A 26,443-nucleotide genomic window follows, 5' to 3' on the forward strand; every position below is an offset into this window, starting at 1 on the left:
GCTACCCCGCAACCCGTATCTGACCAGGCCGTTCTTTCCCGCGTAGCGGGTAGCGGCCACGGCTCCTCACGCCCAAAAACAGCCCGTTGGAGGCTCCCCATGCTGTCCCACGCCGCTACCGCTATCCCCATCCCCGCTACCCACGGTAGCGACCAGCTCGGCGCCGTCGCTACCCTCACCGCCACCGCACACACCGCCGGACAGGTCGCCGCAGTCCTACTCATCGTGACCATCGTGGTCTGGTTCTACCTGCTGACCTGCCTGATCTGGCCGTTCGGCAAGTGCCGCCGCTGCAAGGGCGTCGGCAAGTTCAAGTCCCCGTTCGGACGGGCGTACCGGCATTGCGGCAAGTGCCAGGGGAGCGGGCTGCGGGTCCGGCTCGGACGGCACGTCATCAACCACATCCGTGCTGTCCGGGGAGCCGGGCAGAACTCGACCAGCAAGGGCGGCAAGTGATGGCCGCGCCGCTGGACGGTCTGAGTCTGCACCCGGCCCGGTCGATCTGGGTTGAGCTGTGGAACGGCAAGTACGCGCTGGGCTGGGACTTCCACGGGACACCGGTGTTCAAGTTCCGCTGGGCACCCGGCGGTCTGGCCACCCGCCGCCAGCTCCGCGCGATGCGGATGTGTCCTGGCGGTCAGGAACCGTACGCGCTTCTCGTGTGGCGCAAGGGCAAGCGCTGGGCATGGCTCTACCGGCTCGATCTCGCCAAGCCATCCCAGCCCGCTAGCCCGGCCAAGCTCAACGCCCTGGACAAGGCCATGGCCGCCCGCCGGACCTGCGGGCAGTGCCACCAGAAGCAGACCTACTGCATCCCGACCTCTGACGGCCGGTGCCTGGACTGCATCGACGCCGCCAGCTACACGACCGCCGCCTAACCCACCTCGAGGAGGAACCACCGATGAACCGACTCATCACCACCACCCTCGCCGCGCTCGTCCTGGCCGTCGCCACGGGATGCGGGCCGACCGGAACGGTCGTGGAGAAGGACCAGCGCACCCACCAAACCATCGTCAATGGCAAGCCCCACTACGAGCCCTGCTGGTGGATCAAGATCCGCGACACCTCCGGGGACACCCACGCGTTCTGCACCTCCCGCGCCAAGTGGCGCAAGGTCCGCAACGGCGACCACTGGAGCGGCGAATGACCACGCCAATGATGGCCGCCGCACTGGACGCGGCCGGACGTGGCTGGCCGGTGTTCATGCTCGGACGTTCCAAGCGGCCGGTTGCCAACTGCGATGACTGCCACGACAACCCGCACGACCCCGCGAACTGCGGGCACCTGACCTGCCACGGGTTCTACGCCGCTACCACCGACCCCGACTGCGTCGCAGCGATCGTGGACGCCGTGCCGGGGGGACAGCTCGCCGTACGCACCGGCGCTGCCTCTGGCCTCGTGGTGGTCGACGTAGACCCCGCACACGGGGGAGCTGACAGCCTCGCCGAACTCGTGCGCTGCCAGCTGGTGCCGCGCACGCTGTGGGTCCTCACCGGTTCGCTCGGGCAGCACCTGTACTACCGCCACCCCGGCCACGAGATCGCGTCGCGGCCGATGCCGAATCGGCGCGGGATCGACATCAAGGCCGACGGCGGATACGTCGTACTCCCGCCCTCGATCCATCACCGCACCCACCGCCCCTACCAGTGGGCCGCCGACCGGACCGAGCCCGTTGAGATGCCCCCGCCGCTGATCGACGCATGCCAGCCACCCGCGCCGGCCAAATCTCCCGTCGTCCGTCCCGAGGCACCAACCCGCAGCGCGGGGGGCATCTCCCACCCGCAACGCCTGCTCACCTCGCACCTCAATGCGGTGCGCAACGCACCCGAGGGGCGACGCCGGACGACCCTCTACGGCGCGTCCAGAGGCATCGCGCGAATGGTCCTCGCGGGGGCGATCGACCAGGGCGAAGCCGTCGCCGTGCTGACCGCTGTGGGGCAGGAAGTCGAACAGACCGCCCGCGACATCACAGCCGCCATCACCGGTGGCTTCCGTGACGAAGGGATTGCCGCATGACCACCCCAGACACCGAGCTCGAACCGGTCGACGGTGCCGAACTGCTAGACGATGTAGCGCGCACTATCACCCGGTACGTGATCTTGCCCAGCACGTCGGCACTGATCGCCGTGGTGTTGTGGATCGCTGCCTCTCACGCCGTACCGGCCTGGAACTGCGCGCCCCGGCTCGTGATCCGGGCACCGGAGAAGCGGTGTGGGAAGTCGCGGCTGCTGGACATGATCGAGGGCATGTGTCATCGGCCGCTGATGACCACCAACGCGTCTCCGTCGGCGGTCTATCGGTCGATCTCGAAAAAGCCCAGCGACCCGCCCACCTTGCTGATCGATGAGGCCGACACGATCTTTGGGGCCAAGGCGGGCGATAACGAGGACCTGCGGGGCCTGCTGAACGCAGGGCACCAGCGAGGCCGTCACACGATCCGCTACAGCGCTGCCCGAGACGATGTGGAGCACCTCCAAACCTTCGCTATGGCGGCCCTTGCTGGCATCGGGACCATGCCGGACACGATCGAGGATCGGGCGGCCGTGATCCGGATGCGTCGGCGCGCGCCGGGGGAGTCCGTCCAGCCATACCGGGTGCGCCGCGACGGGCCGGAACTCGATGTGCTGCGCGACGAGTTGAACCGGTGGCTCAAAGCCCACATGGACGAGCTGACGGACGCCGCACCGGACATGCCGGTGGAAGACCGTGCAGCCGACACGTGGGAGCCGATGATCGCCGTTGCCGACCTGGCGGGCGGCCAGTGGCCACGGGCCGCCCGGAAAGCCGCTGTGGCGCTCACCAGCGACCGCGACGCGGGCGACGAGGCCTCGCTGCACACGCGTCTCCTGAGCGACTGCCGTAGCGCCTTCCAAGACGCCGACGCCCTGCCCACCGCTGAACTGCTCGACCGGCTCAAGGGTGACAGTGAAGCGCCGTGGGCGACCTACGGCCCGAACGGGCTGAGCGCGATGAAGCTGGGCAACTTGCTGCGGGACTTCGAGATTCGGTCCAGCAACATCCGGTTCACCACCGGGCAGGCCAAGGGCTACACCCGAACCGACTTCGCCGATGCGTGGAGCCGTTACTGCCCAGAGCCCACCACGACCGCCGGAGAGGAAGGCGTCCCAGCCGTCCCAGGCGTCCCCGCCCAGGTCAGCACGGGGACGGCTTCCCTCACTGGGACGGCTCAAGCCGTCCCAGCACCTCAAGCCGTCCCGGGCCTGACCTGCGATGCAACGGCTGGGACGGCTGGGACGGCTTGGGGCCCGAGAGCTGTTCCTGCCCTCTTCGGCACCGACGACCTGACCCGCGAGACCGCATGAGTACGACCACGACGAACCACATCACGACCCCGAGGAGAACGACGTTGCCGACATCAACGACCGACTCTGACCGACTGCTGGATGTCGAGGAGGCAGCCATCATGCTCGGCACCTTCAACACCAGTGGTGTCCGGTTCCCCCGCCGCCTCATCGCGGAGCGCCGAATCCGATTCGTCCGTATCGGCCGGTTGGTGCGCATCCCTGAATCTGCGATCCGTGAATTGATCGACGCGAACACCGTGCAGCCGTTTCGCGTCGGCTTCGAGAGGAAGGTTGCCTGATGGCGAAGCGACGTTTCGGCCGGGTCCGGAAACTCTCCTCCGGCCGTTGGCAGGCCCGCTACCCCGGCCCCGATGGAATTGACCGGCCCGCGCCCAACACCTTCGCGAACAAGACCGACGCGGCGGTGTGGTTGACCAACAAGGAAGCGGAGATCCTCAGCAAGCGGTGGTTCGATCCTGCCCGCGCGGCGACCCCGCTTGAGGAGTTCGCGGAGAGCTGGATCAACGAACGCCCGGGCCTCCGTCCGAAGACGCTGGTTCTGTACAACGGCCTACTCCGCAATCACATCAAGCCGCACATCGGCAAACGACCGCTTAACGAGCTCACGCCGCCCGAACTGCGCGCCTGGAGGAAGACGCTGCTAGACGGGGGATTGGGGCCCGTCACCACCGCAAAGGCATATCGCCTGCTGCGCTCGATCCTGGGAACGGCTGTGGAGGACAGAATGCTGGAGTTCAATCCCTGCTACATCAAGGGCGCGTCGTCCGAGAAGAGTCCCGAGCGGCCGATCCTGACCCTGCTGGAGGTTCACCGGCTCACCAGGTCAATTGAGCCCCGGTTCCGTGCGCTGATCCTTCTGGCCGCAATGGGCAGCATGCGGTTCGGCGAACTCGCGGGCTTGCAAAGGCGAGATGTCAGCCTGACCAGGGGAGTCGTCAAGGTTCGTCAGGCGGCGTTGGAGCTGCCGACCGGCGCGCTGCGGATTGGGCCGCCGAAGTCGGATGCCGGCATGCGTGAGATCTACCTTCCCGATCTGGTCACTGAGGACCTCCGAATGCACTTCGAGCTGTACGTGAAGCCGGGACCTGACGCGTTCGTATTCACCGGTGCAAAGGGTGCGCTACTCCGCCGGTCGAACTTCCAGCGCCCATGGCGGAAGGCTCTCCTTGCTGCGGAGCTTCCACTCACTCTGCACTTCCATGACCTGCGACACACGGGGAACAACTGGGCGGCTGAATCTGGCGCGACTCTCGCCGACCTGATGCAGCGGATGGGGCACGCGAGCACGAGAGCTGCTGTCCGATACATCCACACCCGCGACAGTCGACAGCGAGAGCTTGCCGAGCGGATGTCAGAACATTTGATCGCCGATCTCAACGGCACGGCGCTGGAAGGCCCGGACGAGGACGACGGCGGTGCGGTTCCGGCTCTGACGGGCACGTAACGGGCACGGACGCGCCGGAGAGACGCTGAGACGACAGAACGCCAGGTCAGGAACTAGCCTCTGACCTGGCGTTTTCTCGTGGAGCGGGTGACGAGAATCGAACTCGCACTGTCAGCTTGGGAAGCTGATGTTCTGCCATTGAACTACACCCGCGCGCATCGCCTGTTCGGACGAGCGGAGAAAGCATAACCGATGGGTGGGGGCAGCGGCATGGTGGGTCCGGCGCGCCGGACCGAGGCGGTTGTTGCGCGGTCAGCGGAATGCCGGCGAGTTGATGCCGGATGCATCGAAAAGGGGTCCGCGGACGGTTGGCGCGGGGGAATGCTGGGCAGTTTTCCACAAAGGGCAGGTCCAAGGGCTGGGCAGGCCCGGCATCTTCTGGCAGATTAGAACGCGTTGCCGGGGGCAACATTCGACGCAACGTGAGGATGCGGTCCTGGCCGGGACCGGACAAGATGGTTGCGGGGCAACTGGATGAAGGGGTGAACGGTGGCAACAGACACGAGTGACGCGCTGGAGAACCTGGAGAAGGAGCTCGTCACGTTGGCACGGCGGCTGCGCGGTCTGCAGCGGACGCTGTCCGACGAGGCGCATCCTGACCTGGAGCCGGCGCAGTACGCGTTGCTCAACCATGTCGAGGAGCTGGCGCCGGTGCGGATGGCCGACCTGGTGGCAGCGCTCGAGGTGGACAAGGGACCGGTCAGCCGGGCCTGCGCGCGTCTCGAGGAGGAGGGCCTGCTGAAGCGGGCCGCCGACAAGACCGACGCGCGAGCGACCCTGCTGACGCTGACCGCGGCCGGCAAGCGCAAGCTCGCCGCAGCCCGGAAGAAGCGGCACAAGGTGATCGAGGACCTGCTCAAGGACTGGTCGCCGGCGCAGGTGAAGACCTTCGCCACCCAGGTGTCGAAGTTCAACAAGCTGTCCGACTAGTTCGTTGCCTCAGGCATAGGAGTTGGGTCTCGCCGGGGAGCTGAGGGCTCCGGACGGTCCACCGCCGGCCCACTGAGGTGATGTCCGGGTGGAGAGCGGCACGCTAGGCTTCCTGTCGTGCTGCTCTCCGACCGCGACATCCTGTCCGAGCTCGACGCCAAGCGCGTCCAGCTGGAACCCTTCGACGCTGCGATGGTGCAGCCGTCGAGTGTCGACGTACGGCTGGACCGGTTCTTCCGGGTCTTCGAGAACCACCGGTACCCGCACATCGACCCGGCCGAGGAACAGCCCGACCTGACCCGTGAGGTCGAGCCGGAGGGTGATGAGCCGTTCATCCTGCACCCGGGCGAGTTCGTGCTCGGGTCGACGTACGAGATGGTGACGCTGCCCGACGACGTCGCGGCCCGGCTGGAGGGCAAGTCCTCGCTGGGGCGGCTCGGCCTGCTCACGCACTCCACGGCCGGCTTCATCGACCCCGGTTTCTCCGGGCACGTGACGCTGGAGCTGTCGAACGTCGCGACGCTGCCGATCAAGCTCTGGCCCGGGATGAAGATCGGCCAGCTCTGCTTCTTCCGGCTCTCCTCGCCGGCCGAGCACCCGTACGGCTCGGCCAAGTACGGCTCCCGCTACCAGGGCCAGCGCGGCCCGACGCCGTCGCGCTCCTACCAGAAGTTCCACCGCACCGACATCTGATCCTGGTACGACGCAGTGCGTGAAAGGCCCCCGCGGACGTCATCCGTGGGGGCCTTCGCGGTGCTGGTGGATCAGGCGGTCGGCTTCATCGCGATCAGGATCATGTCGGTGTCGTAGGAGTCACCCATGTCGTCCTGCAGATAGGTGGCGCCGTACGGCGTGATGGCGGTCGGCGCCGGCGTCCCCAGCTTCGGGTCGTACAGGGACATGTCCGAGCCGAACATGGATCCGACGTCCTGGCCCGGGGTGCCGGACGACGGAGTGACGTTGCCGTCGTGGGTCGGCGTGACGCTGGTCGACGGCGTCGTGCTCGGCGCTGTCGAGGGCTGTGGGATGTCTGCGCCGGTCTTGGCGTCGAGCATCACCGGCTGGTCCTGCGCCTTGCCGTAGACGACGCCGTGGAAGGCGCCGGTGATGACGGGAACCACCCGGCTGGCCGAGTTCTTGTTGTAGCCCCAGACCTTCTTGCCGGTGCTGTCGTCGATGCCGATGATCTCTTCGGTGCCCATGTTCTGGCCGGTGCTGCAGACCACGGCGGTGGCTTGGTCAGCGAGGCAGGTGAACCCGTACGCCTTCTCGGTGCCGAGCGTCGACTTCGTCTCGCCGACCAATGTTCCGGTCGCGATGTCCACGGAGTACATGCCGCTGTTGAACGTGTAGACCATGGACTTCGAGTTCGGCACGTACGCCGAGCCGTTCAGGTAGGCGTGCTTGCTGCCGCCGGCGGACGGTGTCAGATAGTCCATCTTGGTGGGGATCTGCTTGCTGATCTTGCCGGTGGCGCCGTCGTACTGGACGATCGTGCCGTCGTGCGCGCCTTCGGAGTTCGAGGCCTTCGCGCCGACGAGCGTGCCGTTCAGCAGACCGGCGGGGACGATGAAGGGAACGACATTCGCCTTCTGCGTCTTCGGGTCGGCGTAGACGGTGAAGCTCCGGCTGCCTTCCTTGTCCGCGTTGTCGCCGTTCGCGCTCAGCCCGATCGCGACCTGTCCGGTCGCGGGGTCGTAGGCCTGGCTGCCCACGGAACCGACGACGGTGCCGGGGCCGAACTTCTCGGTCAGGTCCGCCGTCACTTCGGCGACCTTCTTGCCGTCGGTAGCGTCGATCCACTGGATGACGACCTGGCCCTTGGCCTTCTGGGTGCCGTTGCCCTTGTCGGTCTGGGTGTAGGCGATCGCCGCGACGTCCTTGCCGTCGAGCTGGACCGGCATCACGTCGCTGTGGTCGTTGGTCGTGATGGTGTCGGGCTTCTCGGTCGACAGCACCGTGAACGGGTCGTGCTGGCCGGCGATGTTGCGACCGGTCAGACCGGCCTTGCCGGCGACGAGAGCGGTCTGTCCGACCATGCCTGCCGACAGCGTGGTGTCCTCACCGGCGGCCTTGTCGGTCGGGACGCCGTACGCCGCGACGGCGGTGAGGCCCCTGGGCGGGTCGAAAGATGCGACAGGCGGGGGCGCGGGAGTGCCTGGTGTGTCAGCACTCTTGGGTGCGTCGCTGCCCTTGCTGTCGTCCTTGCCGCCGCAGCCGGCCAGCAGGATCAGCAGGGCGGCGCCGGTGGCGACGGCCTTGGCTGTCGGACGCTGCATTCTTGCTCTCTCCCCAAGTGAAGCGAAATGATCGCTTGAAACCTAGCAGCGTCCCTGGGGTCCGATCGTGGTTATCCACAGGCGTTGCACCAAGCTGCAACGCAACCGTCAGCGGACGACCGAGAGGCCGGTACCGCGGTGTTCGGGGCGGGCGTGCCGGGCCTGCGAGGCGCCGGCGGTCATCGGCTCGAGCTTGTCGGCCAGCCGGCGCAGCGCGATCGCCAGGCCGTGCCGGGGGCCGCTGTCGGTCTCGTCGTTCTCGTGCAGCAGGGCGCGGTTCTCGGCGGCGCGAACCTGCTCGGCGACGCGATAACGGGCGACCTCTTGGTGTTCGGTGATCATGTCCGTACTCCCCTTGATGTGTCCCCGTGCTGATGAGTTTTTGGCAGTGCTTCGCCCAGGTCCCGCCGGACCGATGCCGGCGGAACCTCTGGCAGGGCGGTGGGTCAGACCTTGACGACGGTGACGTCGCCGGTGACGGTGCGGGCCCGCAGAGTCAGCGAGCGCTCGCCCGCCTCGGGCTTCTGACCGGGCTCCAGCTCACAGCGGATCTGCCCGGTGACCGTCTTCAGGTCCAGGTACGTCGGGATGCCGTCGGGTACTCCGACGCGGACATCACCGTTGGCCGTCTCGGCCTGAACGCTCGGTCCGTCGGCCACCTCGACCGTGACGTCACCGGAACCGGAGGTGGCGACCGAGTGGTCCTGGACCCGCTCGATGGTGATGTCACCCGAGCCGACCTTGACGCTGGCCGGTCCGGCCGCGTCACCGATCCGGACGTCACCGGAGCCGGTGCTGACCCCGATCGCCGCTGCGGTGCCGATGTCGATCGAACCCGAGCCGGTGCCACCCTTCGTCACGCCAGCCACTGAGACTGCCCGGACGTCACCGCTGCCGGTGCTGACCGCGAGGTCGCCCTGCACGCTCTCGAGCTGGATGTCGCCGGAACCGGTGGACAACCGTGCGGTGCCCAGCGGAACGTGCGCGGTGATGTCGCCGGAGCCGGTCTTGGCGCGCAGATCCAGGACTGCCGGAGTGGAGATCCGGACGTGGATCTCGGGGCCGCGACGGGTGCTGTAGCGGCCGCCCTTACGCAGCTCGACGACCAGCTCACCGTCCTCGACCGTGTAGATGACGTCCTCTTCGGTGCCGTCCTCGACCTCGAGGTCGACGATCGTCTGATCGCCGTCGGCCGGGACGAGCAGGACCTGACCGGAGCCGATCTCGATCCGCGCCCGGGTCAGCTCGAGTTCGCCGTCGCCGGCGATCAACTGACTGGTGAAGCCGCTCATTGTGCCCATCCCTGGAATCGGTTGTTCGGTCCGCGGCCACCCCGGCGGCGGTCTTTCTCTTCGCGGCGGCGCTCGGCCTCCGCGCGGCGCTCGTCGCGCCGGGCGTCCCGCTCGCGGCGGCCGCGGTCGTTGCCGAAGACGCCGCCCTCACCGAACGGGCCGTCGGGTCCGAACACACCGTCCGGGCCGAAGACACCGTCAGGTCCGAGCGGGCCGTCGGGACCGAGCGGTCCGTCCGGGCCGAACATTCCAGCGCGCGGCGGGCGCGGGGGACGCGGCGGGCGGGGGTCACCCGGTCGGCTACGGCCGCCCAGCGACATCATCACCGTGCGCATCAGCCACGCGTTCGAGGAGATGCCCTCGGCGGTCGCGGCCTCGTCGACCTTGTTCTTCACCGACATCGGCAGCCGCAGCGTGATCCGCGCGGTCGGCTCGTCGGCCTCCGGGGTCAGGTCGGTGACCGCGGTGTCGTCGTCGTCCAGTTCGTCGTCCGTGTCATCGGGACCGGTCAGCTGGCTGGGAGCCGGCGTGACCACGAACTCGGGACGGCCACCGGCCATCCGGAGCTCGACCGAACCGGGGGACAGCTCACGGCTGATCTCCCCGGCCGCGTCGGACAGGGCTGAGATGAGGGCCAGGCGGCCCGCGTCATCCAGCGTGGCTCCGAGGCGCTGGGCCACGGAGCGAGTCTGGTCGTCGGCCAGGGCGGTCGCGTTCTCCACGCTCCGTCGCACCGACTCGAGGTAGTGGTCAAGTTCCATGACGCCAACTATGACGTCATCGTGACGTCACTGGCAACCCCATCTGATGTCATGACGGCGTCAGGGGCAGAATAGGGGGACGTCAACCAAGGGAGGCAGCGTGTCCAGAGGAGTACTCGTGACCGGCGCATCGCGCGGGGTCGGAGCCGCCACGGCGATGGCCTTCGCGCAGGGTGGTGACCGGGTGGTCCTGCACTGCCGCGGCGCTGTCGAGCGAGCGGAAGAAGTGCGCGCCGGACTGCCCGGCGACGGGCATGCGGTGGTGGCTGCGGATCTTGGCGATCCGGCCGCAATCCCTTCCCTGGTTGAGGAATCAGCCCGGTTGCTCGGGCGCATCGACGTCCTGGTGAACAATGCTGCCCTGTACGTCGACGAGCCGGTGGCGGGGTCGCGGCGATTCGGTCACCCGCTGGCAGAGACGTCGTACGACGAATGGGTCGCAGCCTGGCGGCGGACCCTCGCAGTCAACCTGGAGGGGGCGGCGCACGTGACGTGGTGCGTGGCTCGGCAAATGCTCGATATCGAGCCTGCCGAGGGGGTACGGCGAGGTGCGATCGTCAATGTGGGATCGCGGGGCGCCTACCGCGGCGAGCCCGACGTACCGGCGTACGGGGCTTCGAAGGCGGGTTTGCATGCGCTGGGGCAGTCACTTGCCGTCTCGCTGGCGCCACATGACATCACCGTGACGTCAATCGCGCCCGGTTTCATCGCCACCGACATGACCGTCGACTTCCTGGCCGGCCCCGGCGGCGACGCCATCCGCGCCCAGAGCCCCTTCAACCGGACCGCAACGGCCGAGGAAGTCGCCGAAGCCATTCACTGGCTGGCATCCTCCCCGGCCGGGTGGTCCTCCGGCGCCGTCCTCGACTTCAACGGCGCTTCACACCTGCGCTAGTTGACGATCTTGCTCGCCGGCGGCGGCGTGATCTTCACCGGCTTGTTGTAGTCGGACATCGTCATCACCGTGGACGTGAAGCCGTAGTTGAGTTCGAGCTCCATCCGGCGCATCAGATGGGACTTGTCCATCCACATCGTGTACATGATCGTCGCGGGCATTCCCTTGGGCACCTTCCTGCCCTGCGCGGCGAACGCCTTCGCGGTGTTCAGCGTGACCTCGTACCGCTCCATCCACATCCCGGCCATCCGGTTCTCGCCGATGTACTTGACGCCGACCAGGGCCTTGTCGAACGACTTGAACGTCCTGGTCGGGTCGCCGTTCTCGAGCAGCTGGTCGAGCTGGGCGACCTTGCCGGACTTGAACTTGGCGTATTTCCCGGCCGGGGTGACGCCGGGGATCGAGGCGTAGCCGTTGCCCTTGACGAAAATGATCTTGGCCGTCTTGCCCTTGAAGGCCGTGCCGGACATCGTCAGCGACATCGCCGCGGGCTTGAAGGTCTGAACGCCCTCGCTGGTCAGCACCGTCTGATAGCGGACCTGCAGCTGGAGGGAGGTGCGCCAGGACTTCTGCTTCGCCAAGGCGGCGTTCATGGCGGGGACGAATGTCGTGCGGTTGAGGCGGACCGGCGGCGGCGGGGTGGTGGCGACGGCCTTCTGCGCCTCAACGGTGGTGGGTGCCGGGACCGGTGCGGGCGGGGCAGCGGCGGGCTTGTCGCTGCCGCCGCAGGCGGCCAGGCCTAGGGCGAGCGGTACGACGGCGGCCGTGGCGACGGCGGCACGGAACTTCATGATGCGGTTCCCTCCCAGGTGGTTCAAACCTCGGATCCTAAGGTCCGAACCACCTGACGAGGAAGAGAATTGCACGTTGCTGCAATGCGGGCCTTGCTACTCAGCCACGTTTCACGGACGCGAGCAGGAGCTGGGCGACGTCCTGGACCTCGACCTCTTCGCGGGCGGAGCCGTCGGCCTGCTTGGCGGTGAGGCCGTCGGACAGCATCACGCGGCAGAACGGGCAGCCGGTGGCGATCTTGTCGGCGCCGGTCTCGACGGCTTCGGTGGTGCGGTTGACGTTGATCCGGGTGCCGATCTTCTCTTCCATCCACATCCGGGCACCACCGGCACCACAGCAGAACGACTTCGTCTTGTTCCGCGGCATCTCGGCGTACTCGGCGCCGGGGATGATGTCGAGCAGTTCGCGCGGGGCGTCGTACACCTGGTTGTGGCGACCCAGGTAGCACGGGTCGTGGTAGGTGATCTTCTGGCCGTTCAGCGTGCTGTCGGCCGGAGCGACCGGGGTCAGCTTGCCTTCACGGACGAGCCGGTTCAGCAGCTGCGTGTGGTGGATGACGTCGAGCTCGACGCCGAGCTGCGAGTACTCGTTCTTCAAGGTGTTGAAGCAGTGGGCGCAGGTGGAGACGACCTTCTTGGCGCCGGTCTCCTTGAAGACCTCCGCGTTCTGCATCGCCAGCTGCTGGAAGACGAACTCGTTGCCGGAGCGTCGCGCCGGATCACCGGTACACGTCTCGCCATCACCGAGCACTGCAAACGAAACGCCGGCGATGTTGAGTAGTTCGGCCACGGCCTGCGTGGTCTTCTTCGCGCGGTCCTCGTAGGCACCCGCGCAACCGACCCAGAACAGGTACTCGACCTCGGCCAGCGTCTCGACGTCAGTTCCGACCTGCTTGACCTCGAACGGCAGGTCCTTGGCCCAGTCCATCCGGCCGGACGGGCTCATGTTCCACGGGTTGCCCTTGTTCTCCAGGCCCTTGAACAGTCCGTTGAGCTCGGACGGGAACGACGACTCGATCAGTACCTGGTAGCGGCGCATGTCCATGATCGCGTCCACGTGCTCGATGTCGACCGGACACTGCTGCACGCAGGCGCCGCACGACGTACAGGCCCACAACGCCTCTTCGTCGATGACCGCGACGTCGGCCGGACCGACCAGCGGCTTCTCCTGCTCGTCGAGCACCAGCTGTGACAGCGACTTGCGCTCGTCATCCGAAGAGGCCAGCAGGTACGGCGCTTTGGCATACGCGTGCTCGCGCAGTCCCATCATGATGAGCTTCGGCGACAGCGGCTTGTCGGTGTTCCAGGCCGGGCACTGCGACTGGCAACGACCGCACTCGGTGCAGGTGGTGAAGTCGAGCAGGCCCTTCCAGGTGAAGTCCTCGATCTTGCCGACACCCAGCGCCGCGTCCTCGTCGAGCTCCTCGATGTTCTCGAAGTCGATCGGCTGACCCTTGACCATGATCGGCTGCAGCGCGCCGAGCGCCGTACCGCCGTCGGCCTTGCGCTTGAACCAGATGTTCGGCCAGGCGGTGAACCGGTGCCAGGCCACGCCCATCGTCGCGTTCAGCGAGATGGTGATCATCCACGCGAACGAGATCAGGATCTTGACCATCGCCACCAGGTAGACGGTGTTCTCCAGCGCGTGCTCGGACAGCCCGCCGAACAACGCGTCCCCGACGAAGAACGTGCTGGGGAAGTGGAACTTGGTCCCGCCGCCGAGCGAGTACTCCAGGCCGCGGAGCAGCAGGATGCAGATCAGTACGCCGAGGATCGTGTACTCGACGTAGTACGCCTGCCAGGCCGTGGACCCGAAGAACCGGCTGTACCGGCCCTTCTCGCCGCGCGGCAGCGCGCCCAGCCGGATCGCCATCAGCCCGATGATCGAGACCAGACCGGTCCAGGTGAGGAACTCGCTCACCCACTCGAAGACGAACCAGTGCCCGATCAGCGGCAGCGCGAAGTGTGCGTCGAACAGCTGGCCGAACGCGGTCACCAGGCTGAGCACCAGACCGAGGAACCCGAACGCGACGAACCAGTGCAGGATGCCGATGTGGCTCCACTGCAACATCCGGGTGTGGCCCAGGGTTTCCTTGGCCAGGGTCACGCTGCGCCGGCCCGGCTGATCGGTGCGGCCGGGAGCGGGCTGACCCAGTTTGATGACGGACACCATGTGCCCGATCGTCTTGCCGAACAACGCGACGCCGACGGTCGCGATCGCGAGCGAGACGATGATGGCGAGGATCTGCATACCAGCGATGTTATTGGTTGGTTACTGGTGAGTCATGGTGATGCGGCAATCGTCACGCCAGCGTGTCCCGTCTCACTCGTGCCGCACAGGCAACCCTTCGTTACCTTGATCACTCGGCCAGGCGGTCGAGGCGGGCGGCGACGACTGGGCGGCGCGGGTCGGCAGCGGCCAGGATGACGGCCAGGGTCTCGAAGACTTCGAGGTCCTCGGCGCCACCCGATGTCAGCGCGAACCGCCACAGCAACTCGGGGTCTGCGGAGGAGAGTGCGGCCCGGCGCAGCGTGGCGTCGAGCTCGTCACGCTCGGCGCGAACCGCGGGTGCGTCGGATCTGGCCAGTAGCGGACCGGCGTACAGGTCGAGGGCTGCGCGAACGTCGCCGCGGCGCAGAGCAGCCTGTACGTCGGTGATGTCGCCGGTGACGTCCGCGATGATCCGGTAGGGCTTGGTGTCGAGGACGCCGCCACCGAGCACGTTCCGCAGCCGGTGCATCTCCGCACGGACGGTCGTCGGGTTGCCCTCGTCGCCGTACAACTGGAGCATCAACTGATCGGCGGTCAGCCCGGCGGGATGTAGGAGAAGCAGCGTCAATACTTCGGCCCGCCGCAAGGTCAGGTTGATCTCGCGGCCGCCGACGACGGCGAGTGGCTGGCCGGCGCCGAGCAGCTTCAACCGCAACGACGGTCGGGTACGGCGGATCGGCGTACCGGGGATGCGGAGCAGATAGCCCTCGTCGAGCTGCTCGATCAAACCCTCGCGGCCGTCGCCGAGCTCGACCCGGTCGGTGTCGGTCGGCACGATCAGCCGATCCGGTAGCCATTCGAGCGGTTGAACTGCCAGCACGCGGCCGCTCGGGGTGAGCAGCGCGCCCGGGGAGTCGCCGAGCGCGACCAGGTGCTGCATGTTGCGGGCGCGCAGCATCTCGTCGGCTGCGGCCATCCGCACCCGCAGCTGGCCTTCGGCGAGCTGGGCGGCCGCTGTCACCAACGCGACCATCGCGGGATGAACAGTGCGGAGCGGACCGGAGACGTCAACCGCACCGATCAGCTTGCCGGTGTCCGGGTCGTGCACGGGTGCGGCTGCGCAGGTCCACTCGTGGATGCGGCGGACCAGGTGTTCGGCTGAGTGGATCTGCACCGGCTGTCCGGTGGCTAGCGCCGTCCCCATGCCGTTGGTACCGATCTGGTCCTCGGACCACACCGCCCCTTCGGACAAGGCGATCCGATCGGCCTGACGCCGTACGGCGGCTGCTCCTTCGCGCCACAGGATCATCCCCTGGGCGTCGGTGATGATCATGATGTGCGACGCCTCGTCGGCGATCGTCGTCAGCGTCTGCCGCAGCACCGGCAGGACGGCCCGCAGCGGATGGTTGGCCCGGACCGCCTCCAACAGTTCGTTGTCGACGACCACCGGTGGGGAATCCAGGTCCGGGTCGACCGCGGCGGCGAGCGATCGCTGCCAGGACGCAGCGACAAGAGGGCGTGGCGCTCCCGGCACCCGGTGACCACCGAGCACCTCGTCGTACAGCGCACTCAACCGGCGCGCCTCATCCGCCGCGTCCATCGCCTCACCTCGTCGGTGCAACGTCGATGCAACGTCGCGCTCCGTAGATTCCGGTCCACGTCAGGTATCCCAAGGAGGACCTATGACGATCTTCGCAGCTCCTGGGCAGGATGGAAGCCCGGTCACCTACAAATCGCGCTACGACCACTTCATCGGTGGTGAGTGGGTGCCGCCCGCCAAGGGCGGATACTTCGAGAACCCGACCCCGATCACCGGGGCGAACTTCACCGAGATCGCCCGCGGTACGTCGGACGACGTCGAGCTGGCCCTCGACGCCGCCCACGGCGCCGCGCCGGCCTGGGGCCGCACCTCACCGGCCGAACGGGCCAACATCCTGAACAAGATCGCGGACCGGATGGAGGCGAACCTCGAACTGCTCGCGGTCGCCGAGGCCTGGGACAACGGCAAGGCGGTGCGCGAGACGCTGGCCGCCGACATCCCACTCGCGATCGATCACTTCCGCTACTTCGCCGGTGCGTTGCGGGCCCAGGAGGGTTCCGTCTCGGTCATCGACGACGACACGATCGCCTACCACTTCCACGAGCCGCTCGGCGTGGTCGCGCAGATCATCCCGTGGAACTTCCCGATCCTGATGGCCGTCTGGAAGCTGGCACCCGCGCTCGCGGCCGGCAACGCGATCGTGCTGAAGCCGGCCGAGCAGACCCCGGCCTCGATCCACGTCTGGCTCGAGCTGGTCGCGGACCTGCTGCCGCCCGGCGTGCTGAACGTGGTCAACGGATTCGGCGTCGAGGCCGGCAAACCGCTTGCCTCTAGCAACAGAATTGCCAAGGTCGCGTTCACTGGTGAGACCACGACCGGCCGGCTCATCATGCAGTACGCCTCGGACAACATCATCCCGGTGACGCTGGAGCTCGGCGGCAAGAGCCCGAACATCTTCTTCGACGACGTGGCCGCGTCCAACGACGCGTTCTACGACAAGGCGCTCGAGGGCTTCACGATGTTCGCGCTGAACCAGGGCGAGGTCTGCACCTGCCCGTCGCGGGCGCTGATCCAGTCGACGATCTACGACCAGTTCCTCGGCGACGCCACCGCGCGGACGCAGGCGATCAAGACCGGCAACCCGCTGGACACCGACACGATGATCGGCGCCCAGGCCAGCAACGACCAGTACGAGAAGATCCTCGCCTACATCGACATCGGCAAGGCCGAGGGCGCGAAGGTGATCACCGGTGGCGAGAAGTCCGACCTCGGTGGCGACCTGAGCGGCGGCTACTACGTCCAGCCGACGATCTTCGAGGGCGACAACAAGATGCGGATCTTCCAGGAGGAGATCTTCGGTCCGGTCGTCTCGGTCACCCGCTTCGACGACTACGCCGACGCGATGAAGATCGCGAACGACACCCTGTACGGCCTCGGGGCCGGCGTCTGGTCGCGCGACATCAACACGGCGTACCGGGCGGGTCGCGAGATCCAGGCCGGCCGCGTCTGGACGAACTGCTACCACGCCTACCCGGCGCATGCGGCGTTCGGCGGCTACAAGAACTCCGGCATCGGCCGCGAGAACCACAAGATGATGCTCGACCACTACCAGCAGACCAAGAACCTGCTGGTCAGCTACAGCCCGGACAAGCTCGGGTTCTTCTGATCGTGGTCGACAAAGTTCTGTTGAGTGAGTCGGCGGCGGAGCTGCTCCGCCGGCTCACCGAGATGCATGGCCCGCTGATGTTCCATCAGTCGGGCGGGTGCTGCGACGGCAGTTCCCCGATGTGTTTCCCGGACGGCGAGTTCCGGACCGGACCGGCCGACGTGCACCTCGGCGACCTCATGGTCGAGGAGCTCGAGAGGCCGATCGGGTTCTGGATGTCGGCCGATCAGTACGAGTACTGGAAGCACACCCAGCTCACCGTCGATGTCGTGAAGGGGCGCGGCAGCGGATTCTCGGTGGAGGCCCCGGAGGGCGTCCGCTTCCTGATCCGCTCGCGCCTCTTCACCGACAAAGAGTCCGAGGCCTTGGGACTCCTCTGAAGCGGGTGCCGACCGTCCGGTGGCGTTGCCGGGCGGCCGGCACTCTTTCACAGCTCCAGTACGGCGTTGTAGATCGTGCTGCTGTCGGATCCGCGCAGCTCGTCCTTGAGCCGCAGGATCGTGCGCCGCTGCTCGTCCGTGCACTCGCTCACCCGGCGCGCGTGCGCGACCTGCGGCCGCTCGACCACGTGCAGCCAGAAGGTCAGGTCGATCTTCCAGTCCGCCGTGTGCAGTACGGCGTAGTACCGCTCGTCGGTGATTGCCGGGGTGGGCCGCCGGTCCCCACGCTCGTCGCGGAAGTCGATCGACTCGAGCTCGACCCGTCCGCCCAGTGTGGTGAGGCCGGTCAGCACGGTGGTCGCGGTGGCATCGGGTGCGTCGAACATGACGTCCAGATCGCGCGTCACCATCAGCCCCGACAGGGCGCTGCCGATCAACGTCGACGACCACGGGAACGCCGTACCGAGGTCGAGTTGCGCGAACAGCTCGTGAGCTTCGGTTTGCAGGGCGTGGGCGCGATCAGTCAGTGCCATTCGCCCATTGTCGGCAAAGACGCGGGGAATCCTTCAATGATTTCCCGATCAGGCAGAACGCCGTCCTGACGGGGAAAATCGCGGCGTTTCGGGGCGGCTGTCACGGGTGCGCCCATGACATTTGTCAGGGGCGTAATCGCTGGCTTCCGCTCGGTGACCGGGCGGACGATTTCGAGCACCAACCAACTGTCGGTCACCGCCCTTCCGATCTGGTTCGCAGGTGGTGACCTGCCCACTCGAGGAGTTCTGTTGAGGCAACGGAATCTCGTGTCCGCCCTGGGCGCCGGCGTACTGGCCGTCGCGGGACTGACCGCAGCAACAGGGGCCTACGCGGCCCCGATCACCCCCTACACCGCGGGCAAGCACGCGGCGCAGGTGTGCTCGACCACCACGGCCAAGCACACCGCGACCTGCCACGCGATCAAGCTGGTCGACACCAACGGGCTCGCGCCCAAGTCGGCCGCACCGCCCGCCACCGGTCTCACCCCGACCGGCCTGCGCGACGCGTACAAACTGAACGGACTCAGCGCCGGCGGCCGCACGGTCGCGATCGTCGACGCGTACGGCTACCCGAACCTGGAGCGCGACCTCGGCGTCTACCGCTCGCAGTTCGGTCTTTCCGCCTGTACGACGGCCAACGGCTGCCTGCGGGTGATCAACCAGACCGGCGGGACCACCCTGCCGACGTTCAATGTCGGCTGGGCCGGTGAGCAGGCACTCGATGTCGACGCGGTCTCGGCCGCAGCGCCGGACGCCAAGATCGTCGTCGTACAAGCCAAGTCGGCCAGCTTCGCCGACCTCGGCACCGCCGTACAGACGGCCGCCAAGCAGGCCGGTGTAGTTGCCATCTCCAACAGCTACGGCGGCGGCGACGCCTCCGACAGCGACTACGGCGCGTACTACAACCACCCGGGCATCGCGGTCACCGCGTCGACCGGTGACGACGGTTACCAGGGTGGCAGCTACCCGGCCTCCTCGTCGTACACGACGGCTGTTGGCGGGACCTCGCTGGTTGCCGCGAGCAACTCTCGCGGCTGGAGCGAGTCTGTGTGGAGCGGAGCCGGTTCGGGTTGCTCGACGTACAACACGGCCTTGAGCGCGGCGTCGTCGTTCGGTACCGGCTGCTCGAAGCGAGCCATGGCTGACGTCTCCGCGGCGGCCGACCCGGGCAAGGGCGGGATGGCGATCTACTACCCGACCAGCAAGACCGCCTCGACCTGGGCACAGTTCGGTGGGACCAGCGAGGCCGCGCCGATCATTGCCGCGGTCTACGCACTGTCCGGCAACACCGCCGGCTACGCGAACGCACTGCCCTACGCACACCCGGGCTCGCTGTTCGACGTGACCAGTGGCAGCAACGGCAGCTGCCCGACAACCCAGTGGTGCAACGCACGCACCGGCTGGGACGGGCCGACCGGCCTGGGTACTCCGAACGGAGCAGGCGCGTTCTGAGCACCCTCTAGACGAGCGGGCGGACCCCTACCGCGATTGGGGTCCGCCCGCTCAGTTGCGTCCTTTTCGGCAACGTCCTGAGTAATGTTCCGCTCACGAAGGACAACCCTCGTCTCCGCGTCATTCCGGGGATATCTCTTCCCCGGTACCGGATCGGCGTTTAAGGTCGGGCGCGGACCGGGTCGCGGAGGGCGATCCGCGCTGACGACATTTTCTGGAGCGTTTCTGTGACCTATTCACGTAGACGGCGGGGGCTGCTGGCAGTCACCGCGGTCTCGGCCGCCACGGTCCTGGCCGTGACCGCCGCAGGAGGTGCCGCCACCGCGGCACCGTCCGCCGGTCCCGGCGAAGGCAAGGCCGCCTCGGCCGAGAAGAACCTGAGCAAGGAGCGGAAGGGCAACTACGACGCCCGGACGCCGAATGCGAAGACGACCTACGCCCGCGCCGCCAAGGTGGCCGGCAAGGAGTCCGCCGCGTCGAAGAAGTTCCGCAACTCGCTCGGCACCCAGGGTGTCGTCGAGTTGGACGCCAACACCGGTACGCCGGCGCAGGTGACCAAGCTGAACGGTTTCCTGACCGGCCGCAGTGGCAAGAAGGCGACCGACGTCGCGCTGTCGTACGTGAAGGCGCACTCGGATGTCTTCAAGCTCAGCGCCGCCGACCTGGCCACGCTGAAGCTGCGCAAGGACTACGTCGACGACCTCGGCACGCACCACATCTTCTGGTCCCAGGTCGTCGACGGCACCGAGGTCTTCGGTAACGGTCTGAAGGCCAACGTCACCAAGCACGGTGAGCTGATCTCGATCATGGGCTCGCCTGTGTCCGGTCTGACCAGCCAGGCCGCTGCCCGCTCGGCCGCCCCGGCTGTTTCGGCCGGCACGGCTCGCGACACCGCTGCCAAGGACATCGACGGTACGGCGGCCGCGGCCAGCGCGAAGACCGCCGGCAACGAGGTCACCTGGAGCAACGGTGACACCGCCCAGCAGGTGTGGTTCCACACCGCGGACGGCCTGCGCAAGGCGTGGTCGACGTACGTGAACGCGGGCGGTACGAAGGTCTACACGCACGTCATCGACGCGCAGACCGGCGACCTGCTGTACCGGCGCGACCTGTCCAGCGCCGGTAACGGCGACGCCCTGGTGCAGGACAACTACCCGGGAGCCCCGAGCGGCGGCACGCAGCGCGTCGAGAACCTGATCTACAACAAGTGGCTGCCGAAGACCGCGAAGTCGCTGCTCGACGGCACCTCGGTGGCGGCCTGGGCCGACATCAACGACGACAACCAGCCGAACGCCGGCGAGACCGTCAAGGTCCCGGGCACCAAGACCGGTGCGGAGTACAAGCTGGTGCCGTTCCAGAGCGCGTCGTCGTTCTGCTCGGCGGCGTTCATCTGCACCTGGGACCCGGCCAAGCCGGACTCCTGGAAGACGAACATGAACCAGGACGTCACCAACGGCTTCTACCTGGCCAGCAACTTCCACGACTGGCTGGCCAAGCCGCCGATCAGCTTCACCCCGGCGGCCGGCTCGTTCGACGCCGCGGGCGGTGACCCGGTGCACCTGAACGCGCTGGACGGTGCCGCGACCGCCGCCAACGGTGGCCCGGACGCCAACCACATGAACAACGCGAACATGAACACCCCGCCGGACGGCACCCCGCCGACCATGCAGATGTACCTGTTCCAGGACCCGAGCGGCGGCTACGTGCCGAGCAGCTCGGCGAACGACGCCAGCATCCTGTACCACGAGTACACCCACGGTCTGTCGAACCGTCTCGTGGTCGACGCCACCGGCAACTCGACGCTGAACAGCATCCAGGCCGGCTCGATGGGCGAGGCGTGGAGCGACTTCTACGCGATGGACTACCTGGTCTCGCACAACCTCGAGAAGGACACCACCGCTCCCGGTGAGATCCTCGAGGGTAAGTACGTCTCGCACGGCGAGCTGTTCCGCACCCAGGCGATCGACTGCCGCGTGAAGGCCGTCAGCGCGAACTGCGTCCAGCCCGACGGTTCGAAGGGTGGCTACACCTACGGCGACTTCCCGACCATCGGTGGTGCGCCCGAGGTGCACGCTTCCGGTGAGCTCTGGGCCCAGACCCTGTGGGACCTGCGCGAGCGCTTCGGTCGTGCCTACGCGCTGAGCATCATCACCCGCGCGATGGAGCTCTCGCCGGCCGACCCGACCATGCTCGACATGCGCAACGCGATCGTGCAGGCCGACCTGGTCGCCAGCGGCGGCAAGAACGCCGGCATCATCTGGCAGGTCTTCGCCAACCGCGGCATGGGCTGGTTCGCCGGCGTCATCGACGGTGGCGACGCCTTCCCGATCGAGGACTTCCACAAGCCCCCGACGGGTGCCACGACCTCGGTCACCGGTGTCGTGAAGGACAAGGACACCGGCGCTCCGGTGGCCGGCGCACTGGTCTTCGTCGGCGGTCACGCCTCCGGCTTCGCGGGTGACTACGCCGCGACGACGGACGCGGCCGGCCAGTACAAGATCACCGGCGTCGCGCCCGGTACCTACGGCAAGTTCGTCGTCTCCGGCGCGGGCTACGAGGTGCTGACCACCGCGCTGACGGTCAAGGCCGGCGGTACGGCGGCCAACTTCTCGCCGCGGCACAACTGGGCGGCCAGCTCGGGTGGCGCCTCGGTGGTCGGCTTCAACGGTCCGGACTTCAGCCCGCAGTGTGGGCCGGCGTACGCGATCAACAGCAGCCAGGGCACCGGCTGGGGCAGCACCACCGGTGACAACGCCGGTACGCCGACCAACGTGATGATCCCCAAGCACGTCGACATCAAGCTGTCGTCCCCGGTCACGGTGACCAAGTTCTCGGTCGACCCGTCCAACACCTGCGGCGACCCGGGCAGCGCCTCGACCGGTAAGTACCGGATCGAGACGTCGGCCGACGGCCAGACCTGGGCCACCGCCCAGGAAGGTGAGTTCACCGCCGCGAACCGCGGCAAGTTCACCGAGCTCGCCCCGACGGCCAACGCCGGCAACGTGCAGTACGTCCGGTTCACCATGCTGAGCCCGCAGGTTCCGGACTTCGCGAACAACTGCCCGGCCGGCGCCTTCGGCGGCTGCCGCTTCACCGACATGACCGAACTCCAGGTCTTCGGCACCAAGTAGTCCCCCGCAGTACCCCCTCGAGAACCGGCCGGGCACAGTGCCCGGCCGGTTTTTCGTTGCCCGGACGCGGTATCACAGAGTGAGACCGGGCAAGTAAGTGTAGTGACTTGGTTTAGTTTCGAGGGGTGGATGCTGGGAACGGTCGGTCGCCGCTCCGCTCAGGTGGGCGGAGCGGCGACCGAGCCGCGCTCGATGAGAGTCGGTACGACGGTGGTCCGGCGAACCCGGCGGTTGGTGTCGACCGTGGCGGTGACGCGGGCCACGACGTCGGTGACCAGGTCGTCCAGGGGCCAGTGGAAGCTGGACAGCGGTGGCGTGAGCAGCTGGGAGAGCGGCTGGTCGTCGTAGCCGAGCAGGGACAGATCTTCCGGGACGCGGAGGCCGAGCTCGCGGCTGGCGGCATACACACCGAAGGCCATCGAGTCGGCGAGCGCGAGGACGCCGGTCGGGCGCGGGGTGCTGGTGAGCAGCGTGCGAGCCACGGCGGTGGCGCCGGGAAGGTCGTGCGGGCACTGCAGGATGCGGATCTTGAGCTTGAGGTCGACGGCGATCCGGTGCGCGATCTCTTCGGCCGGGCGGTCGATCTCGGCGCGGAGGGTCGGGCTGAGGACGGCGACCTCGCGGTGGCCGGCGTCGGCCAGCCGGCGCAGCGCCGTACTGACCCCCGTCTCGTTGTCGAAGACGACCTCGGACTTCGCCTTCGCTCCGGGCAGCGCGTCACCGATCGCGATCACCGGCGCCTGCTCGGCGATCGTCGCCCATCCCGGCGCGGAGGGGTCGATCGGGATCACCACGATCGCGTCGGCGCGGTGGTCGACCAGGTGCTGGGCCAGCTCGAGTTGGCGGCCGGCGTCTCCGGCGGAGTCGATGATCCACGCGTTCCGGTCCGGGGCGAGCAGCTCGCGACCGAGGGCGGCCGCGAGGCGCTGCTGCCAGAGGTCTTCGAGGGACGCGCACAGTACGCCGATGGAGCCGCTGCGGCCCGAGGCGAGAGCGCGGGCCACTGGGTCGGCCTGGTAGCCGAGCCGTTCGGCCGCCTCCTGGACCCGCTGCCGCGTCTCCGGGGTGCCGTGCAGGCCGCGCAGCGCGTAGGAGACCGCCGCCATCGACAGGCCGGTGTCGGCCGCGATGTCTTTGAGGGTCGGCCGTCGGCTTCCGGACATGCCTTGAACCCTAGCCCGAGGCATGGACAAAAACTTGACAAGCAGGGCTTTGAAGCGCTTCACTCTATAACTACTGAAGCGCTTCAATCTGATCAAAGAAGCCTGGCCGATCAGGTACCCGGACGGAAGGAGGAGCTGTGATCGACATCCACCAGCACCTCTGGCCGGCCGAGTTCGTCGACCGCCTGCGCGCCCGGACCGAGCCGCCGTACCTGGACGGCTGGACGTTGCACACTGCGACCGAGCCGCCGTACGAGGTGGATCCGGCCGCGCACGACGTCGAGGCGCGGGTCGCGATCGAGCGCGAACTCGGGACCGGGCTCGCGGCGGTTTCGGCGTCCTGTGCGCTCGGGATCGAGTCGCTGGGCGACGATGAACTGTTTGATTCATGGCATTCCGGGGTGGCTGCGCTGCCTGAGCCGTTCAAGGCGTGGGCTTCGGTGCGGCTGCCCGAGCCGGATCTTGATGAGGCGAAAGCCCTTCTGGACAAGGGATTCCTTGGCTTCCAACTGCCCGCACATGTGCTGGCCACGCCAGCCGGCTGGTCGACGTACGGGGAACTGCTGGCGATCGCCGAAGGATGGGACCGGCCGGTGCTGGTGCACCCGGGGATCGCTGAGCCGGCCGGCGACGTACCCGGCTGGTGGGCCCCAGTGGTCGACTACAGCCAGCAGCTGCAGGCCGCGTGGTGGGCCTGGCATGCCTACGGCGGGCGTCGTGAGTTCCCGCGGCTGCGGATCTGCTTCGCCGCCGCGGCCGGCCTCGCGCCCGTGCACCACGAGCGACTGGCCGCGCGCGGCGGTCGCCTCGGCACCATCGACACCAACCTGTACGTCGATACCTCGAGCTACGGCCCGCAGGGTATCGACGCGGTCGCGCGGATTCTCGGCATCGATCAGGTCGTGCACGGCACCGACCGCCCGTACGCCGGAATCACCGACCTTCGCCAAGGCGCCGCCGCAACCGCGGTGATCCGCCACGACAACCCACACCGGTTGCTGTTCGGGGGAGACCCCAGCGCCGGCCGTCCATCTCCTGAGAGGGGAGTGCAGTGACTGCTCAGCCCATCGACGCACCCGTCGTCCCGGCACGTCAACCCAGCCGTTTAGTGGATCTCAACAACTGTTTGTCGCTGGACGACCTCCCGGGCCGCGATCTCACTCCGCAGGAGCTGACCGAGCTGGCGTCCTCCATCGCCGCCCAGCCGCACCTGTGGGAGGACAAGGTCGCCTACAGCGACGACGAGCGCGTCTTCGCCTCCCTGCACCGCGACGCCAACGTCGACGTCTGGCTGATCTGCTGGACCCCCGTCAACGACACCGGCTGGCACGACCACGACACCTCCTCCGGTGCCGTCGCCGTCGCCAAGGGCAGCCTCGTCGAGCACAACCTCGCCATCGGTACCGACTCCATCGAGACCGAAGTAGTAGCCGGCGACGTCTACGGGTTCGGCCCCGACCACATCCACCGCATGGTCGGCCGCGACAAGGGCAGCGTCAGCGTCCACGTCTACAGCCCGCCGCTCTGGCGGATGGGCCAGTACTCCGTCAAGGACAACGTCCTCCGCCGGGTCTCCGTCTCGTACGCCGACGAGCTGCGCCCGATCGACTAGACGGCCCGATCGACTAGGACGCTCGGAAGGCTTTTCGATAGCCGATCGGGGAGGTCCGCACCTGGCGGGTGAAGTGCTGGCGCATGTTGATCGCCGTACCGAACCCGCAGTGGCGAGCGATCTCCTCGATCGGGATCGTCGTGGTTTCCAGTAACTCCTGGGCGTGCTGGATGCGCTGCCGCAGCAACCACTGCAGCGGCGTCGTACCGGTCTGCTCGCGGAACTTCCGGTTCAGCGTGCGCGGACTGACCATCGCGTACGACGCCATGTCGGCCAGCGTGATCGGTTCGGCGAGGTGCTCCCGGATCCACCGCATCGTCGGCTCCAGCGACCCGCAGTCGGGACCGGGCTCCGGATGCACGATGAACTGCGCCTGCCCGCCTTCGCGCGCCGGCGACAGCACGATGTGCCGAGCGACCTCGGCGGCCACCGCCGACCCGAAGTCGCTCCGCACCATGTGCATACACAGGTCCATCCCGGTCGCCGCGCCGGCCGAGGTGAGCACGTCGCCGGCGTCCACGAACAACACATTCGCATCCACCTGCACACTCGGGCATCGCTCGACCAGGACGTCGGTCGACGTCCAGTGCGTCGTTGCCACCTTCCCCTCCAGCAGCCCGGCATCACCCAGCACCAGCGCGCCACTACAGATCGACGCGATCCGCACCCCGCGCGCATGGGCGTCCTGCAGCAGTTCGATGAGCTCGGCCGACGGGCACGTCGCGTTGGACCCGCCCGGCACGATGATCGTGTCCGCCGTCCGGGCGTCCGCCAACGTGTACGGCGTCGTCATCGTGAACAGGTCGAGTCCGCCGGGCCCCGAAACCGTCGCCTCCGGCCGCTCGGCGCACACGATCACGTCGTACAGGCGTTCGCCCCACAACTCACCCGGCGCCTTCTCCAACGACCGGGCCGTCCCGAACACCTGGGCCGGGATCGCCACATCCAGCACACCCGACCGGTCGGCCATCACCACCGCCACCCGATGCATGACCACAATCTATCGAACAGCGGCATTCCTGCCACTGTCTCGTCC

26 protein-coding genes and 1 tRNA gene are annotated in these 26,443 nt (G+C 67.7%); 16 read left to right on the forward strand and 11 right to left on the reverse strand.

Annotated elements, in window-relative coordinates; genetic code table 11:
* The first annotated feature begins 99 nt into the window (after positions 1 to 99).
* The 7 genes from ACFVWG_RS41015 to ACFVWG_RS41045 are packed head-to-tail and all read left to right on the forward strand — an operon-like array spanning position 100 to position 4,770.
* Entirely contained in the window at positions 100 to 456 is a 357-nt protein-coding gene (locus ACFVWG_RS41015) for a hypothetical protein (protein WP_391548951.1), read from the forward strand.
* Positions 456 to 878: an RRQRL motif-containing zinc-binding protein gene (locus ACFVWG_RS41020; protein WP_391548953.1), complete on the forward strand. Its 423-nt coding sequence runs from the start codon at positions 456 to 458 to the stop codon at positions 876 to 878. The genes ACFVWG_RS41015 and ACFVWG_RS41020 overlap by 1 nt, the downstream gene beginning before the upstream one ends.
* Before the next feature lie 23 nt (positions 879 to 901).
* Positions 902 to 1,147: a hypothetical protein gene (locus ACFVWG_RS41025; protein ID WP_391548955.1), complete on the forward strand. Its 246-nt coding sequence runs from the start codon at positions 902 to 904 to the stop codon at positions 1,145 to 1,147.
* Positions 1,144 to 2,016, forward strand: coding sequence for a bifunctional DNA primase/polymerase (locus ACFVWG_RS41030; protein WP_391548956.1), 873 nt, complete (start codon positions 1,144 to 1,146; stop codon positions 2,014 to 2,016). Before ACFVWG_RS41025 ends, ACFVWG_RS41030 begins: the two co-directional genes overlap by 4 nt.
* Positions 2,013 to 3,323, forward strand: a complete 1,311-nt coding sequence (locus tag ACFVWG_RS41035) for a DUF3631 domain-containing protein (RefSeq protein ID WP_391548957.1) — start codon at positions 2,013 to 2,015, stop codon at positions 3,321 to 3,323. The genes ACFVWG_RS41030 and ACFVWG_RS41035 overlap by 4 nt, the downstream gene beginning before the upstream one ends.
* A complete protein-coding gene (locus tag ACFVWG_RS41040; protein WP_391548958.1) occupies positions 3,320 to 3,604 on the forward strand; it encodes an excisionase family DNA-binding protein in 285 nt (94 codons plus the stop codon). Before ACFVWG_RS41035 ends, ACFVWG_RS41040 begins: the two co-directional genes overlap by 4 nt.
* Positions 3,604 to 4,770, forward strand: coding sequence for a tyrosine-type recombinase/integrase (locus tag ACFVWG_RS41045; RefSeq protein ID WP_391548960.1), 1,167 nt, complete (start codon positions 3,604 to 3,606; stop codon positions 4,768 to 4,770). The genes ACFVWG_RS41040 and ACFVWG_RS41045 overlap by 1 nt, the downstream gene beginning before the upstream one ends.
* 79 nt (positions 4,771 to 4,849) lie before the next feature.
* On the opposite strand, the gene ACFVWG_RS41050 is transcribed toward ACFVWG_RS41045, so the two are convergent.
* A tRNA-Gly gene (locus ACFVWG_RS41050) sits at positions 4,850 to 4,923 on the reverse strand.
* Positions 4,924 to 5,259: 336 nt separating this feature from the next.
* Here ACFVWG_RS41050 and ACFVWG_RS41055 point away from each other — a divergent pair.
* A complete protein-coding gene (locus tag ACFVWG_RS41055; RefSeq protein WP_355459913.1) occupies positions 5,260 to 5,700 on the forward strand; it encodes a MarR family transcriptional regulator in 441 nt (146 codons plus the stop codon).
* A 117-nt stretch (positions 5,701 to 5,817) separates the two neighbouring features.
* Positions 5,818 to 6,393 carry a dCTP deaminase gene (gene dcd, locus ACFVWG_RS41060; protein ID WP_391548962.1) on the forward strand — a complete coding sequence of 192 codons (576 nt, stop codon included), beginning with the start codon at positions 5,818 to 5,820 and terminating at the stop codon, positions 6,391 to 6,393.
* A gap of 71 nt (positions 6,394 to 6,464) precedes the next feature.
* Here the strand turns inward: dcd and ACFVWG_RS41065 are convergent, their stop codons facing one another.
* From ACFVWG_RS41065 to ACFVWG_RS41080, 4 genes are all read right to left on the reverse strand, one after another.
* Complete coding sequence (locus tag ACFVWG_RS41065; RefSeq protein ID WP_391548963.1) at positions 6,465 to 7,979, reverse strand: hypothetical protein; 1,515 nt, start codon at positions 7,977 to 7,979, stop codon at positions 6,465 to 6,467.
* Positions 7,980 to 8,087: 108 nt separating this feature from the next.
* Entirely contained in the window at positions 8,088 to 8,321 is a 234-nt protein-coding gene (locus ACFVWG_RS41070; protein ID WP_391548964.1) for a hypothetical protein, read from the reverse strand.
* A 104-nt stretch (positions 8,322 to 8,425) separates the two neighbouring features.
* On the reverse strand, positions 8,426 to 9,271 hold the full coding sequence (locus ACFVWG_RS41075) for a DUF4097 domain-containing protein (protein ID WP_391548965.1): 846 nt from the start codon (positions 9,269 to 9,271) through the stop codon (positions 8,426 to 8,428).
* Positions 9,268 to 10,032 (reverse strand): hypothetical protein, encoded by a 765-nt coding sequence (locus ACFVWG_RS41080; RefSeq protein WP_391548966.1) that lies wholly within the window; start codon positions 10,030 to 10,032, stop codon positions 9,268 to 9,270. The genes ACFVWG_RS41075 and ACFVWG_RS41080 overlap by 4 nt, the downstream gene beginning before the upstream one ends.
* A 100-nt stretch (positions 10,033 to 10,132) precedes the next feature.
* Between ACFVWG_RS41080 and ACFVWG_RS41085 the strand changes: the two genes are divergently transcribed.
* Positions 10,133 to 10,927, forward strand: a complete 795-nt coding sequence (locus tag ACFVWG_RS41085; protein ID WP_391548967.1) for an SDR family NAD(P)-dependent oxidoreductase — start codon at positions 10,133 to 10,135, stop codon at positions 10,925 to 10,927.
* Here ACFVWG_RS41085 and ACFVWG_RS41090 read toward each other — a convergent pair.
* From ACFVWG_RS41090 to ACFVWG_RS41100, 3 genes are all read right to left on the reverse strand, one after another.
* The gene (locus ACFVWG_RS41090) at positions 10,924 to 11,718 is read right to left on the reverse strand and encodes a hypothetical protein (protein ID WP_391548968.1); all 795 of its coding nucleotides are present in this window, start codon (positions 11,716 to 11,718) and stop codon (positions 10,924 to 10,926) included. The genes ACFVWG_RS41085 and ACFVWG_RS41090 overlap by 4 nt on opposite strands.
* Before the next feature lie 100 nt (positions 11,719 to 11,818).
* The gene (locus tag ACFVWG_RS41095; RefSeq protein ID WP_391548969.1) at positions 11,819 to 13,969 is read right to left on the reverse strand and encodes a (Fe-S)-binding protein; all 2,151 of its coding nucleotides are present in this window, start codon (positions 13,967 to 13,969) and stop codon (positions 11,819 to 11,821) included.
* Positions 13,970 to 14,078: 109 nt separating this feature from the next.
* Positions 14,079 to 15,530: a GAF domain-containing protein gene (locus ACFVWG_RS41100; RefSeq protein ID WP_391548970.1), complete on the reverse strand. Its 1,452-nt coding sequence runs from the start codon at positions 15,528 to 15,530 to the stop codon at positions 14,079 to 14,081.
* An 82-nt stretch (positions 15,531 to 15,612) separates the two neighbouring features.
* On the opposite strand from ACFVWG_RS41100, the gene adh reads away from it, so the two are divergent.
* Together adh and ACFVWG_RS41110 are read left to right on the forward strand one after the other, a co-directional pair.
* The gene (adh, locus tag ACFVWG_RS41105; protein WP_391548971.1) at positions 15,613 to 17,136 is read left to right on the forward strand and encodes an aldehyde dehydrogenase; all 1,524 of its coding nucleotides are present in this window, start codon (positions 15,613 to 15,615) and stop codon (positions 17,134 to 17,136) included.
* Between the two features lie 20 nt (positions 17,137 to 17,156).
* Positions 17,157 to 17,516: a DUF779 domain-containing protein gene (locus ACFVWG_RS41110; RefSeq protein WP_391548972.1), complete on the forward strand. Its 360-nt coding sequence runs from the start codon at positions 17,157 to 17,159 to the stop codon at positions 17,514 to 17,516.
* A gap of 47 nt (positions 17,517 to 17,563) precedes the next feature.
* Here the strand turns inward: ACFVWG_RS41110 and ACFVWG_RS41115 are convergent, their stop codons facing one another.
* Positions 17,564 to 18,049: a hypothetical protein gene (locus tag ACFVWG_RS41115; protein ID WP_391548973.1), complete on the reverse strand. Its 486-nt coding sequence runs from the start codon at positions 18,047 to 18,049 to the stop codon at positions 17,564 to 17,566.
* 249 nt (positions 18,050 to 18,298) lie between these two features.
* On the opposite strand from ACFVWG_RS41115, the gene ACFVWG_RS41120 reads away from it, so the two are divergent.
* Both ACFVWG_RS41120 and ACFVWG_RS41125 read left to right on the forward strand, forming a co-directional pair.
* On the forward strand, positions 18,299 to 19,501 hold the full coding sequence (locus tag ACFVWG_RS41120) for a hypothetical protein (RefSeq protein ID WP_391548974.1): 1,203 nt from the start codon (positions 18,299 to 18,301) through the stop codon (positions 19,499 to 19,501).
* A 227-nt stretch (positions 19,502 to 19,728) separates the two neighbouring features.
* Positions 19,729 to 22,632: a M36 family metallopeptidase gene (locus ACFVWG_RS41125; protein WP_391548975.1), complete on the forward strand. Its 2,904-nt coding sequence runs from the start codon at positions 19,729 to 19,731 to the stop codon at positions 22,630 to 22,632.
* 158 nt (positions 22,633 to 22,790) lie between these two features.
* Here ACFVWG_RS41125 and ACFVWG_RS41130 read toward each other — a convergent pair whose 3' ends face one another.
* Entirely contained in the window at positions 22,791 to 23,795 is a 1,005-nt protein-coding gene (locus ACFVWG_RS41130) for a LacI family DNA-binding transcriptional regulator (RefSeq protein ID WP_391548976.1), read from the reverse strand.
* Positions 23,796 to 23,932: 137 nt separating this feature from the next.
* On the opposite strand from ACFVWG_RS41130, the gene ACFVWG_RS41135 reads away from it, so the two are divergent.
* Both ACFVWG_RS41135 and ACFVWG_RS41140 read left to right on the forward strand, forming a co-directional pair.
* Positions 23,933 to 24,850: an amidohydrolase family protein gene (locus ACFVWG_RS41135; protein ID WP_391548977.1), complete on the forward strand. Its 918-nt coding sequence runs from the start codon at positions 23,933 to 23,935 to the stop codon at positions 24,848 to 24,850.
* The gene (locus ACFVWG_RS41140; RefSeq protein WP_391548978.1) at positions 24,847 to 25,407 is read left to right on the forward strand and encodes a cysteine dioxygenase; all 561 of its coding nucleotides are present in this window, start codon (positions 24,847 to 24,849) and stop codon (positions 25,405 to 25,407) included. Before ACFVWG_RS41135 ends, ACFVWG_RS41140 begins: the two co-directional genes overlap by 4 nt.
* A 13-nt stretch (positions 25,408 to 25,420) precedes the next feature.
* On the opposite strand, the gene ACFVWG_RS41145 is transcribed toward ACFVWG_RS41140, so the two are convergent.
* A complete protein-coding gene (locus tag ACFVWG_RS41145; RefSeq protein ID WP_391548979.1) occupies positions 25,421 to 26,398 on the reverse strand; it encodes a GlxA family transcriptional regulator in 978 nt (325 codons plus the stop codon).
* Between the last annotated feature and the right edge of the window lie 45 nt (positions 26,399 to 26,443).

The sequence above is a fragment of the Kribbella sp. NPDC058245 genome (genome assembly GCF_042882005.1).
Taxonomy (GTDB): domain Bacteria; phylum Actinomycetota; class Actinomycetes; order Propionibacteriales; family Kribbellaceae; genus Kribbella.